General features: G+C 46.7%; 12 protein-coding genes and 1 riboswitch. Of the genes, 7 read left to right on the top strand and 5 right to left on the bottom strand.

The features are described 5' to 3' along the window. The first annotated feature begins 14 nt into the window (after positions 1–14). The 7 genes from A7K91_RS02090 to A7K91_RS02060 all read left to right on the top strand — a co-directional run bounded on the left by A7K91_RS02090 (position 15) and on the right by A7K91_RS02060 (position 7,345). Positions 15–821: a carbohydrate ABC transporter permease gene (locus A7K91_RS02090; protein ID WP_211274496.1), complete on the top strand. Its 807-nt coding sequence runs from the start codon at positions 15–17 to the stop codon at positions 819–821. Positions 822–848: 27 nt separating this feature from the next. Continuing rightward, positions 849–2,930, top strand: a complete 2,082-nt coding sequence (locus tag A7K91_RS02085) for a glycoside hydrolase family 43 protein (RefSeq protein WP_068679184.1) — start codon at positions 849–851, stop codon at positions 2,928–2,930. A 152-nt stretch (positions 2,931–3,082) separates the two neighbouring features. Continuing rightward, entirely contained in the window at positions 3,083–4,390 is a 1,308-nt protein-coding gene (locus A7K91_RS02080; protein WP_068679182.1) for an AAA family ATPase, read from the top strand. After that, positions 4,391–5,023 (top strand): RloB domain-containing protein, encoded by a 633-nt coding sequence (locus A7K91_RS02075; protein WP_068679180.1) that lies wholly within the window; start codon positions 4,391–4,393, stop codon positions 5,021–5,023. A gap of 25 nt (positions 5,024–5,048) precedes the next feature. After that, complete coding sequence (locus A7K91_RS27245) at positions 5,049–5,834, top strand: YecA family protein (protein WP_082967181.1); 786 nt, start codon at positions 5,049–5,051, stop codon at positions 5,832–5,834. Between the two features lie 4 nt (positions 5,835–5,838). Then, the gene (locus A7K91_RS02065; protein WP_068679178.1) at positions 5,839–6,309 is read left to right on the top strand and encodes a VanZ family protein; all 471 of its coding nucleotides are present in this window, start codon (positions 5,839–5,841) and stop codon (positions 6,307–6,309) included. A 130-nt stretch (positions 6,310–6,439) separates the two neighbouring features. Beyond that, positions 6,440–7,345 (top strand): hypothetical protein, encoded by a 906-nt coding sequence (locus A7K91_RS02060; RefSeq protein ID WP_068679176.1) that lies wholly within the window; start codon positions 6,440–6,442, stop codon positions 7,343–7,345. 150 nt (positions 7,346–7,495) lie between these two features. On the opposite strand, the gene A7K91_RS02055 is transcribed toward A7K91_RS02060, so the two are convergent. The 5 genes from A7K91_RS02055 to A7K91_RS02035 all read right to left on the bottom strand — a co-directional run bounded on the left by A7K91_RS02055 (position 7,496) and on the right by A7K91_RS02035 (position 12,858). Continuing rightward, entirely contained in the window at positions 7,496–7,984 is a 489-nt protein-coding gene (locus A7K91_RS02055; protein ID WP_068679174.1) for a GNAT family N-acetyltransferase, read from the bottom strand. Positions 7,985–8,009: 25 nt separating this feature from the next. Then, positions 8,010–8,088, bottom strand: a riboswitch (ZMP/ZTP riboswitch). Positions 8,089–8,262: 174 nt separating this feature from the next. Beyond that, positions 8,263–9,651 (bottom strand): MFS transporter, encoded by a 1,389-nt coding sequence (locus tag A7K91_RS02050; protein WP_068679173.1) that lies wholly within the window; start codon positions 9,649–9,651, stop codon positions 8,263–8,265. Positions 9,652–9,746: 95 nt separating this feature from the next. Then, on the bottom strand, positions 9,747–10,172 hold the full coding sequence (locus A7K91_RS02045; protein WP_068679171.1) for a MarR family winged helix-turn-helix transcriptional regulator: 426 nt from the start codon (positions 10,170–10,172) through the stop codon (positions 9,747–9,749). Between the two features lie 205 nt (positions 10,173–10,377). Continuing rightward, positions 10,378–11,856, bottom strand: a complete 1,479-nt coding sequence (locus A7K91_RS02040) for an ABC transporter substrate-binding protein (RefSeq protein WP_068679169.1) — start codon at positions 11,854–11,856, stop codon at positions 10,378–10,380. Between the two features lie 81 nt (positions 11,857–11,937). Beyond that, positions 11,938–12,858, bottom strand: a complete 921-nt coding sequence (locus A7K91_RS02035) for a carbohydrate ABC transporter permease (RefSeq protein ID WP_425415635.1) — start codon at positions 12,856–12,858, stop codon at positions 11,938–11,940.

The raw sequence follows: 12,858 nt of genomic DNA, 5'->3' as shown, positions 1-12,858 counted from the left end.
AAGAGGTGAGTCATTTGTTTATTAATTTGCGAAAAATAGATAAGTGGGTCATTCAGGCCGTATTGGCCGTGTTTGCGCTCATTTGGCTGTACCCGCTCGTCCAATCGGTCATTAAATCGCTTGAGATCAATGGCTTCGGCAATTATCTGGCTGTCATCCGGCATCCCAAGGTTAACTATTTCCTTGTTGTATTCAATAGCTTCTTCATCGCTGTATGCACAACACTTATTGTTGGTTTACTCGCCACTCTGGCTGCGTATGCGTTCTCCAAAATGCAGTTCAAGCTCAAGAATGTCCTGTTCTACTCGCTTGTGGCTTGCTTGGCGATACCGGCTACCGCAGTTATGTCGCCGCTGTTCTTCACAGCGAAGACGCTGGGCATTACGAACAGCTACCCGGGTGTTATCCTGCCGCTGGTAGCCTTTAATGCGCCGTTTATGCTGCTCATTCTAAAAAATTATTTTGATTCCATTCCAAACGCAATATTGGAGGCGGGCATGATTGACGGCGCTTCGTCGCTCCGCATGTATAGAACGATTATGATTCCATTGGGTGTTCCAGCCATTATCAATATTGCGGTGCTGACCTTTATTTACTCCTGGAACGATTACATTATTCCGCTTTTGCTCATTCGTGATGAGAAAATGTATACGGTCACGCTGGCTACACAGTTTTTTACGGGGACAACCAGCCAGACGCCAGAAATGGTCGCACAGCTGTATGCGGCGCTTATTCTGATGACCATTCCATCCATTATCGTCTATATGTTTGGCCAGAACGCCCTGAAGTCCGGGCTGACAGCCGGAGCAGTCAAGAGTTAATGAATCTGCCAGAGGAGGCAACCTGTTATGGAAAAAAGAACACAAGCAGACGGATGGCCGCTGCATCAAACCGATTCATACCGCAATCCGCTCCCTATTAAAGCAGGAGCAGGACAGAGCGAACCGTTAACACTGGTGCATCCCGATCCGTACGTGCTGAAATACAATGGCTGCTACTATACCTATGCGACGGGGGAAGCGGGGGTAGTCGTGCTGCGCTCGTCGGATTTGCTGAGCTGGGAGCATCTTGGCTATGGCTTTCAGCTGCCAGGGCGCAAAAACTATTGGGCGCCGGCCGCTGTTTATGAAAACGGACAATTCTATTTGTACGTTTCCTCTATGCCCGAGGATACGGATGATGTGCATGAGGAGCGTCTTATGGTTGCGGTTTCTTCAACGCCAGAGGGGCCGTTTAGCTATGTGAGGACATTTTATGATACCTTTTCGCTTGACGCTCATGTGGTAAAGGATGAGCATGGCGAATATTATCTGTTTTATTCCAACAATGAATATTCCGGTGTAGATCGCGACCGCGCAGGCACGGTCATACTGGTGGATAAACTGGCTGATATGGTGACGCCGGCGGGTGATCCCAGAATTGTCGTTGTGCCTACGATTGATGAGGAGATCTATGAAGAAAACCGCTTTGGCGACGGCCGGGACTGGCATACAATTGAAGGAGCCTTCTATTTGAAGCGGGGCTTGAAGCATTACATGATGTACAGCGGCAACGCCTATGTCCGGCCGAATTATTTTCTGGGCTATTGTATGGCGGATGGGGGAAATGGAGAATCGCTGCTGGATTTGGAGTGGAATAAGTATCCGTCCGATGACGAATATAAGCCGCTGCTTCGTAAAAATGAAGGGGCAGAGGGTGTTGGACACAACTCGGTTATTCGCGGCCCGAACAATGTAGACAGCTGGGTATTTTATCATGGTCGAAATGCTGAAGATCTGCTGGATATGGGCAAGGAGCAGCGCACGATGCGAGCCGACCCACTACTCTGGAGCGGGGATCAGCTATATATCGCCGGGCCAACGTACAGCGAGCAGCCAGCGCCAGCAAAGCCGGCGTTGCGTGATCTGTTTGAAGGCGCGGATAAAGGCTTAGGTGCAGACTGGCTATCTGTAGCAGGAGAGTGGTCCACAGCAAACAGGGAGGCGCTTCAAGGAAATCGCTCAGTTGTAGCGGGCGCTGTAACCCGTGAAGCCTATAGTCATTACGTGCTGGAGGTCAGCGCGAAGTGGCAGAAGGATCATACGGGAGGCCTGTACGGCATTTATGCTGCTTATGTGGATGAAAATAACTACGTGTCCGTTTTGTTTGATGTGGGGAGAAGAGTGCTGCGGGCCCAAGCGATGTGCAAAGGCGTTCAGTATGAGGCGATTCACCATGTGCTGCCGGAGACGTTTAATTTTTCGGTGTTCCATTTGCTGCGTGTGGAGAAAACGGGCAGGTGCTTTATCATCAAGCTGAATGATGTTGCTGTCATTCAAGCCGACTTCCCGCTGGCTGATGGCGGCGTAGGTCTGCATACGCGCTACACGTCGGCATCCTTTGCGGGTTTCGAGGTGACTCGTCATGTGGCGCTGACGGCTGTAAATGCAGGACCGTTTGCAGAGCTGCTGGAGAGAGTGGGCGGCAACGGTTTATGCAAGGTGAGTGAAGGGGAGCTTCACTGCCGCACTATTCAAGGCGAAAGCAGCAAGTGGAAGCTGGATGCATTCCAGGCGGCGGAGGCTGACCGGGGTTATCGGATTGAATCGGATGTTCTTGTGAAGCGGGGAGGAGAATCTGGTTTGCTTGTTTCGTATATAGATGAGCGGAACTGGACTGACATTGTGTTAAGCCGCGAGTCGGAGTCGATTACGGTTACGCAATGCCGGAATGGCTTAACGGAGGTTGTTATGACAGCTTCTCTGGCAGCCGCTTCGTTTGATTGGACAAGCTGGCATACGATGTCAGCCACGATAGCTGGACAAAGTCTCGTTATTCGCGTTGACCAGCATATGTGGTCTGCCGATGCCTTTGATGGCCTTGGAGGTACGCCGGGCTTAACTGGCTCGGGCGAGGCTGTGTATCGAGAAATACGCTATACTATTCTTTAGCCGGATCAAAAAGAACCAGTCCTCTGATGACTGGTTTTTTTGTTTCTAAAAGAGGTGCGCTTGACTGTTTGAGGAAAAAGCTCAATTCAAGTTTCTAAAATCCCTAAATTGTATATAATAAAGAAGTGAGTTTGAAAACAGGGGGTTAAAAAATGTTAATTGACTATACTTTCTCGAACTTTCGTTCATTTGAAAAAGAGGCTGGAATTAGTATGAGGGCAAGTTCTCAGCGAACATTGGGCACAAATTTACTTCATGCGCGAGGTCAGCGCCTATTGCCTTCGGCAGTTATATATGGTCCTAATGCGAGCGGAAAGTCAAGCATTATAATGTCATTGGAGATTATGAGGGAAATGGTATTGGCTGGCTCGCTAGATGCGGATGGAGAAGGGTTGAATTATTTGGAATTATACCCATTTGCGCACGGAAATAGCAGGCGACCTATGTTGTTTCAAATTGAATTTATTAATCAAGGCTTTCATATTAGGTATAGCATTGAAGTAGAGTGTGAGCCACTGAAGAGGAGTAGTAGAAGAATTTATTCGGAGCAGCTTTCCGTCATTAATAAAAAGGGTGAGTTAATATCGCTGTTTGAACGGACAAAAGATAAAATTGTAATTGCTGAGGATCAGAGAGCCTTGGAACTGTTAGGACTTCAGAAAGACCTTCTGAAGAAACTAGAGGAGCTTGTTAACTTTAATCACGATAAAATGGATCTTTTTTTGGCGCGAACTTTTAAGAATCTCATTAAAACTGAAATTGCAGAGGCCGTAATTGACTTTTTCCGTAATAAATTGACAGTAGTCAGCGATTTTTCTTTAAAGAAATCAAAATTTTCATTTCACATGAAGGATATGCCGGATCAAAATACAATGTTGTGGAATAAAACATTAGAAACATTTATTAAAAGGGCAGACTTTGGCCCCCAGCATATTTTGTTTGAATCAAACCCGCAAGATGATGAAGAAACAACCGACATGGAACTGTACTCTCTATATCAAATTAATGGTCGGGATGTAGCTATTCCTGCTGAGCTGATGGAATCAAGGGGAACCATGAAATTGCTCGACTTTGCTATCCCATTTGAGCAGCATTTTACATCAGGTGGTGTTTTTGTACTTGACGAATTTGATTCAGCTATACACCCAGAGCTCGTCAAAGGCATACTTTCCCTCTACAACAATCCAAATATAAATAAGCAAGGAGCACAGCTAATATTCACAACACATAATCCTATCTATTTGAATAATCAGATATTTCGAAGGGATCAGATTCGATTCGTTGAGAAGGACCGTGAGTCATACGGCAGTGCAGTTTATTCCCTTGCTGATTTTGGATCAGAATCTGTTCGAAATGATCATAACTACTTAATTAACTACTTTAAGGGGAACTACGGGGCTCTTCCATTTATTGATTTCTCAGGACTTCTCGAAGATGTGTCAAATGAGGGGGGAGAATAGATGAGCCTTGTGCGTCGAAACTATATTTGTACCTGCGAAGGTAGTCAGGAAAAGATTTATTTGGAGCATGTAGCAAAATTGCTGACAATATTTCCTCAACGTGTTGTTTCGATTAATGCCATTATAGATCAGCCCGGGCGATTGGAAAGACAATATGAACAGTACGACCGGGCCTCGCTTTTCGACTATGATTTTAATAAGGAGCTCTTTGAGAAAAACATTTTGCAATGTGAGAAGATGCAGCGAGAGGATAAACGTGCAAAAGGAAAAAATCGGAGAAGAACATTCCATGCATACAGTAATGTGAATTTTGATTTATGGTTAGTACTTCATAAGGAAAACTGCAATCGTCCGGCTGCATCAAATGATGGGTACCTGGATATTGTAAGGCGTATCTATCATCTGGATAAGGAAGACAATATTAAAAAAGAGCAAAATATACGCCGCATAGTTGAACAAATTAGTTTGCAGGATGTAAAAGCGGCTATAAGAAGAGCAGAGGATATTCGTAATAAAAAAGTTGAGACGGACTGCGAAATTATTGGAGGAACTCACATATATCCCAATCCTGACTTCTCAATTCATATATTTTTAAAGTATGTTCTTCAAGCGGTGGGCGAAGATGTTTTATAAAATTATCAAATAAAGAAGGTGCATTATGTCGCTGTTAACGGACTATATCATTGCTTTGACACACTTGTATGGGCTTGTACATAAGAAGCGTGTATTAAATGCGTACAATCGGCAAAATGAAATCCAATGTAGTCTGGATGATGTTACAGAAATAGCAAAGTCCTCAAAAAAGATGCTGGCCCAACATTTTGTGCAGGTGCATGGGGATTATTTTGTAGAAGATACGATTCTGGATGAAGGCAAATTTGAATATGAGCTGGAGATGCGGCAGGACAAGCCCTGGTACCTCCCCGACAAGAAAAGCCTGCTGAAGTATAAGGACAGCTATTATTATGAAATAAGCGATCAATATACAGCTCTGTCAGCCTATTTGGCCCAAACCTTTTATGGCGGCGATGAGTACAAGGCAGATATTTTATGTGAATATATTCAAGGGATTTGTCAATTTGCTTTTTCCTTTGACATTGTTTTGGATGAATTTGAACGCCGGAACTTGACTTTCAAAAGCGAGGATGAGATGAATGAGTTCATTCATCTAGTTGCCGAGATGGCCAATAACACGCGAATATGGCAAAATAACGGCTTTACGCCAAAGGAGCTATCGGAAAAATTCGGGCAGTCTGCTCCCGGCACGTTGCTTCAACCTTCTAGATCATCCGGTACAGCTCAAGGAGTTGGCCCCGTAGATTTGCGTACGAGTGTGGCAAACAATGTCATCCCCTTCAAGCGCGAAGAAAAGGCTGGCAGAAACGATCCCTGCCCATGCGGGAGCGGGATAAAGTATAAGCAATGCTGTCTGAGCAAGAGCTAAGCGCATGAAAAAATGGATTTATTGGGCATTGGTTGCTTTGGCATTTGGATTAATTTTTTATTTGTCCTCCCAACCGGCGACGGAGTCGGGAGCCTGGAGCCGCAGCCTGACAAGGTGGCTTGTCGCCCATGTGTCGGGGTGGTATCCCGAAGCGGGGATTCATTTTGAGCGAGCACATCATTTATTCCGCAAAAATGCCCACTTTTTTATCTACGGCTTGCTGGGCATCCTGGTGTTTAATGCGCTCCGTTTAAGCTCTCTGAGGGGCTGGCGGCGAGCTGGCATGTCTCTGATGATTTGCGTGCTGATTGCTATATCGGATGAGATTCATCAATATTTTGTACCCGGCAGAGGGGCCCAGGTTAGGGATGTTATCATTGATGGAGCAGGCTCTGCAACAGCTATCGCCATATGCTGGATGGTAAGCAGGATGAGGGCAGGATGGAGGAATTGGCGGGAAACCGGAAGCATGTAGTGGAAATATCGGGATGTCAACTGAAACAATTGGTTGAGAAAAGGCGTTTAAGAGATAAGGCATTAAAAACCAGATTAAGGAGAATCGCCGTTCTTCACTGGCTGGAGGGTTTACAGGCGAAGGAGACGAAATGACTAAAAATAAAAAAATGCTGTTATTTGGAGCGGGAGCTGTGCTTTTGCTTGCTCTGGTTGTGTACGGAGCAAGCAGCCTTAGCTCGAAGATGGACGAGGCTCAAAAGCTGAAGAATCAAATAGCGGAAACATCCGGTGAGGAAGGCGACAAAGCGGAGCCGGGCGATGGAGGGCAAACCGAGGAAACCGGACAAACCGGACAACCTGGAAATACGTCCGGCGAGCTTGGCGGAGAGGCTGGCGAGCCGGGTGGCTCCGAATCTGAGGGCTCCAACGATCCCGGCAATGCAAATGGCGCCAATAATGGCGAAGGTTCTGCAGAGGGTCAGAACGGACAAGGCAGTTTGTCTGCTCCGGGTCAAGGGAATTCCGCCTCCAATGGCACAGCTAATGACGGTGGAGCGGTGTCGCCGGGGGCAACAGCAGCGACGCCAAGCGGCGCGGATAGCGGCGGCGGAACCAGCCCGGCGGTAAAGCCTTCAAAAGAGTCGGAGACGCCAGCAAGCGGGGGCTCCTCCTCGCAGAATCCGGCTGCTACAACGCCTCCGAATGAGAAGGATGAGATCAAGCAAGGCATTGATGCCGCCATCACCAAGGAGATGGAGAAGCTCAGAACGTCCTGCTCCGCAACAAGCAGCAGTCTGGTCAACAAGATCGCGGCTGAGCTGAAGGCGGACCCCGAAGGCGGACTGGAAAAAATCCAGGGTTCTTTAATGGATGATGTAGTTGCGGCCGAAGCCAAGTGCGACAGCGACTTTAGCGCTCTAATTGCCAAGGCGAAGCAGCAGTACAAAAAGGAAGGCATTTCGGAAGAGTCGCTGCCGGATTGGAGCTCGGAATACGCAAGCTCCAAAGAGAAGGCGCGCGCCAATGCGCTGGCAGCTATCGCTAATGCGATGTAAGCCACAGATGTAGACTGCGAATGCAGGAATAGCGCCGGGGCATTCAAGCGGCGCAACTCCTGCATTGCAAGAAGAAAGGACCTCAATTCCCTGCAATATAGCGGGAAGTTGAGGTCCTTTTCTTCATTGGAAATGGAGTAGGATATCGGTTTAGAACGCTTCCCGATGCAGAGGCTTCATTAAAGTAAGCCGATGATAGCCAGTCGAGTAATAGTTCATCTCAAGATTAAGCGTTATGAAACCCAGCCTCTCATAAAAGGCGACTGCTGCTTGGTTTTGTTCATGCTGAAGTGTATACAGAACAACAGTGTTATGTCCGAGCTGTTCGATTTTTTCGCATATGGCAGCGATTAGTTTGCTGCTTACGCCACTCCGCAGCCTGCTCATTTTGGTGGCTACGCCGACAATCTCGTATTGGTTGGCGTCTTCTTGCAGCACATATCCAGCATGCCCTATCACGCCTTCACTATCATCAACCATAACATAAAAGCCGCATTGACTTTCATCCTTTGCTTCAAGGTATGATTGCCAGCGGGCGGGATACAGTGCGCGAATGAACGGCGGGAACTGAAAAGAATGCTCCTCCATTATTTCTAGAACACGGAATTGATCATCAACCTGAAGCGGGCGGACCTCCAATACTATCTCTCCTTCAAAAGATCAAATACTTTGCCCAGGCGTACGGCGTTTTCCATATACGCTTCCTCGTGGTTACCCACGTTCCGCCAGTCACGCATACCACAAATTTCTTCTAACTATACACAATAGCCACTCTTTTTACTAGAAGCATTAAATGAGCAATCCTGTCCATTAAGATATTTCCCTAGGCAAAAAGAAGCCTCCAGGCCGCATGAACTGCGGAGCCGGAGGCTTCTTTTTGTCCGGGGCGCTAGTTGATGCCGCCGCTCGATTCTGAATCAGTTCACTTCAGAGGCCTTCGCCTGTTTGATGCGAAAGGAAATCGAAAAGCTCAGGAGAACAAAAAGCAATTGTAGAGACAGAGCCAATATAATCCCCGTCAACAACCCCAAATTCAGCGACTGACTAACGGCAATGAGAGCTCCGCCGATTCCAATGCTTAAACCAGGACTAAATGCATCCGTAAACTGAAGACTGGCGGATATCTCTCCTTCTTCCCCTGCTTTGGAATGTTGAAGTGCAATCGCTCCAGTCGTAGGATGTGCCAAACCGATGCCAAATCCAGTGAAAAGCTGTGAAATCAATGCAAATACGATCCCGCCATCAGGTAAGCCAACTGCCAGCATGACCGCAGTAACTCCAATGATCATTAATCCAATGCCCGCTGTTACCCGTTTCTGTCGGCCCTTTCCATGGTCTTTAGCATCCAGCTTTGATTGTAGCCAGGCTGCCGTTGACCAGCTTAGTGCACCCGCAGCTACAACTAATCCCGCCCTATCTGCAGGAAGCTTTATTACATCTGTCAAAGCCAAGACAACATAGCTCTCAGTCCCATAATAACAAGCGGCAAAAAATCCCCTAGAAGCAATCGTAGCAGGCAAACCTCTTCTGGCACGTAAGGTGCCTTCAGGCAGCAGCTTTCGCAAAGGCTGGATCATGATAAGCAATCCTGCTAACGATAGTACAATTCCTTTCCAATCCGTTATAAAGCCTAGCCCACCCAAAAGCATGCCTGTTCCAATAGCAAGCAGTACCGCATAGCCTTCTTTTCTGCTGTTCTTTGAATGGACATTCTCCTTCACTGTAAATTTGCGAAAAGCGGGAAGCGTCAGCACAACAGCCAAACCAATTAAAGGCAGCACCAGCCAAAAAACAAATCTCCAGGACAGATACTCCGCTATCAGTCCGGCAATGTATGGGCCAATTAATGCAGGCAAAATATATGCACCGGAAAACAAAGCAAGTATTTTCGTTCTAAGCTTATCGGGATAACCTAAAGTAATGCTGAAATATACACATGTAATGATAGCCCCTGCACCAAATCCCTGAAAAACTCTTCCTATTATTAGCATAATCATATTCATAGATGTAGCGGCAATCACGATACCGATCACAAAAAAAAGAATGGATAAGCTAAACGATGCAAAAACGCCGTTTTTGTTAATCCGCTGACCTATAATCATCGTTCCGAGGATTTGTGCCAAAAGAAAGGCGCTGAATATCCAGCCAAACAAATGAAGCCCGTCTAATTTCTGGGCCAGGGTCGGAGCAATCGTCACCAGCGCCAAACCTTCGAACGCAACAATTGTTACTGCAAGAATAATGCCTATTGTCAATGCTCTATACTTTGAATCAAAAACCCCGACTTCTTTTTGATTTATTGCCATCCTTCAACACTCCTTAATGTAATTTTAATAGTCTCGACTATAGTTGTCGTAGCAACTATGTGGTCTGTAAATGTAAAGAGATACTCCTCTTTTAATTATTGATCTTTTACGTTGTTATACATTTTGGTAAGAATCCTTCTAAACATTTCAACTTCCTCTTCGGATAACCCCTCGATGGTTATGTTATATGCTTCAATAGAAGGAGCAAGAATTTCATCTTTAATATCTCGTCCTTTAGGAGTTAAATAAACACGCAAAGACCGTCTGTCCGTTTCATGGACCACACGATAAATAAATCCCTTCTTTTCCAGCTTAAACAGCATTCGTGCAACATTCGTTTGGTCTTTGTGCAGTCTCTCGGCAAGTTCTTTTTGGGTGATCCCTTCTTTTTCCCATAATACGATTAATATTTCCCACTGATCCACTGTGATGTCAAACGGATTTACTACCTTTTGATAATAATTATTTAGTTTAAGTGCTGCGCGCTGCACATTAACACCAATATATTTTTCTAACTCCAAGGTTCTCCCCCCTTAATACTGGTCATGATTATAGTTGCTGAGACCATTATAATTTGAATTTTTTAGAGTGTCAAATTAGTACGCCATTATCCATTTTATAGGGCAAGCCGACATCTCCCTGAACAAAAAGAAGCCTCCGGTCCGCATCATTGCGGAGCCGGAGGCTTCTATCTTGTCAACAAGGTACAGTACAGTTAAGGTTTAATTATTTGCTTGCAACCCAAGCGTCGATTTGGGACTGGATTTCAGCCATAACTTTGTCCAGGCCGTTTTCTTTGAACTTCTCGATAGCTTTAGGCAATTGAACGGCAGGATCTACCGTACCGGAGAACAGCGCGTCATAAACGGCGTCCTTCGTATTTTTCAAGCTTGCCAGCTCGCTTGTGATTTTGCTTGTATCTACTTGGAAGCCAAGCAGAGGAGCTGCTGTTGCGGAATCGTTGAACTTCTGGAATTGCTCCCATTTGTCAGGCGCATCGTTGCTGTTCAGGTAAGTCAGCATCAGGTTGCCCGCTGTGAAAGCAGGGAAGCCGTAGCCGCTGTCAGGAATGATGTCTTTTGTGTTGTCGCCAGTTTTGGTGTAGTGAACATCTTGAATACCGAAGTCAAGCAGGTTCATCAGATCAGCGTCAGTGTACAGCAGGTTCAGGAATTCCATCGCTTTTTCCGGATGCTCGGAGTTGATGGAGATCGCTTGCATGGAACCAGCTACAGACCAGTTGAAGGAAATTGGATCCTGCATAGGCACGCTCACAACTTCATAACCAGCGTCAGCGCTCCACAGGTTGTCTGCAAGAGGCTGGGAATCGGCTACGTCAACCAGCCATTGGCCCGTTTTGAAATAGTCGCCAGCGTCTTTTTGCGTAGCTACGTCCTTAGGCAGGTAACCTGCTTGGTAGTAACGGTGCATCGTTTCCAGGTAAGCTTTTGCTTCGTCGGTTTCCCATACGTTGATCAGCTTGTAATCAGTTGTATCCAGCGGCATGCCGATAATTGGAATATCGTTGATAGGCATATCGACGTGGAAGAACTCAGCAATTTTTGCCGGGATTGGAGCGATAGTTGGTTCGTTTTCTTTAAACGTTTTCAAAATAGGTTCAAGGTCTTGCAGCGTTTTTACACCCGAAATGTCCAGGTTGTATTTGTCAACAAAGGTTTTGTTGAAACGGAATACGCGTTGCTGCGGAAGCTCTTTGTTGGCAGGGATGCCGTAGTTGTGGCCGTTCACTTTTGTTCCTTCAAGGAAGTCAGGGTGAAGAGCGGCTACAATGCCTTGTCCATGGGATTTCAACAGATCGTCGATGGCCAGGAATGCATTTTTCTTGGCATTGCCGAAGTAATCGTTAGCCCAGGAGCTTGTAAAAGCGATATCAAAGTTTTCGCCGGAAGCGATGGCGATTTGCATCTTTTGGGAATATTCGCCCCAATCCAGCATTTTGATTTTTACGGTAGCGTTGATTTTTTCAGCCGTAATTTTGTTGATTTCATCGTTAACCTTTTGCAGGTCTCTTGGAGGCGTGCCAATCGTATACCATACCAGTTCTACCGGAGCTTCGCTGCCGCCGTTAGTGCCGGAGTTGCTGCCTTCGCTACCGCTTTCATTATTCTTGCCGCCGCAGGCCGCCAATACTAAAGACAGGACGAGAACCAGCGCAAGCAAGCTTAAGCCTTTTTTCCTTACCATGTGTCATATCCCCCTAGCAGATAATGTATATTACAAGTCCGAAGGAGCGCGAGGCTCCTTCTTTCCTATAATCGTCAGTTACTACTCCTTAATTGCGCCAATGGTCAGGCCCTGTACAAAATAACGCTGGAAGAACGGATAAGCCAGAACAATCGGGCCAGTCGCCAGAACGACCATCGCCATACGGGAGGTGTCCTGAGGCAGAGAGCTGAGCAAATCCTTGCCTTGACCGCTGTTAAGCAAAGCGGAGTTCTGAATCAGGAATTGCATGTTGTTTTCGATGCGCATCAGCATCGGCTGAAGCGGCACCCATTGATTGGAATCAATGTACAGCAAAGCATTGAACCAGTCATTCCAGTAGCCAAGCGTGCTGAACAGCGCGATGGTAGCCAGGCCCGGAAGGGAAATCGGCAGCACGAGCGAAAATAACGACCGGAACTCGCCTGCGCCATCAATTTTGCCCGACTCAATGATAGGGTCCGGTACGCTGGTCGAAAAGAAGGTCCGCAGAACGAGGACGTAGAAGGCGTTCATCGCCATAGGCAGAATAAGCGCCCATACGGAATCCTTCAAGCCCAGCATCTGCGTGACGACGATGTAGGACGGTACAAGACCGCCGCTGAACAGCATCGTAAAAAAGATAATGAAGGAAAAGAAACCGCGGTATTTGAAATTGCGCCGCGAAAGCGCATAGGCGTAAAGCGTGGTCATGGAGACCGTAATCAGAACGCCTACCACCGTGATCAGAATCGTGACGCCGTAAGAGCGAAGCAGTTGATCGCCGGTTTGAAGAATATATTCATAGGCGTACAGGCTCCACTTCTCAGGCCATATGCGATAACCGTTAAGGAGCAGCGACTGCTCATCGGTCAGAGATAGAATAACTACGAATATAAACGGGAATACGCATAGAAATGCGAAGCCGCCAGCTACCAGGTTAAGAATGAAATTCCATGGCCGGGATAAGTTCTGGCCATTGTTGAGACGGCGTGTTTTGGCTAT

The organism is Paenibacillus oryzae (assembly GCF_001675045.1).
GTDB lineage: Bacteria > Bacillota > Bacilli > Paenibacillales > Paenibacillaceae > Pristimantibacillus > Pristimantibacillus oryzae.
Note: the sequence above shows the minus strand (reverse complement) of the source record. Positions and strands in the feature narration are given on the sequence as shown.

Bases quoted from the DNA above. Each gene is read 5' to 3' on its own strand.
- A7K91_RS02085 (WP_068679184.1), top strand. From the start codon at position 849: ATGGAAAAAAGAACACAAGCAGACGGATGGCCGCTGCATCAAACCGAT.
- A7K91_RS02080 (WP_068679182.1), top strand. From the start codon at position 3,083: ATGTTAATTGACTATACTTTCTCGAACTTTCGTTCATTTGAAAAAGAG.
- A7K91_RS02075 (WP_068679180.1), top strand. From the start codon at position 4,391: ATGAGCCTTGTGCGTCGAAACTATATTTGTACCTGCGAAGGTAGTCAG.
- A7K91_RS27245 (WP_082967181.1), top strand. From the start codon at position 5,049: ATGTCGCTGTTAACGGACTATATCATTGCTTTGACACACTTGTATGGG.
- A7K91_RS02065 (WP_068679178.1), top strand. From the start codon at position 5,839: ATGAAAAAATGGATTTATTGGGCATTGGTTGCTTTGGCATTTGGATTA.
- A7K91_RS02060 (WP_068679176.1), top strand. From the start codon at position 6,440: ATGACTAAAAATAAAAAAATGCTGTTATTTGGAGCGGGAGCTGTGCTT.
- A7K91_RS02050 (WP_068679173.1), bottom strand. From the start codon at position 9,651: ATGGCAATAAATCAAAAAGAAGTCGGGGTTTTTGATTCAAAGTATAGA.
- A7K91_RS02040 (WP_068679169.1), bottom strand. From the start codon at position 11,856: ATGGTAAGGAAAAAAGGCTTAAGCTTGCTTGCGCTGGTTCTCGTCCTG.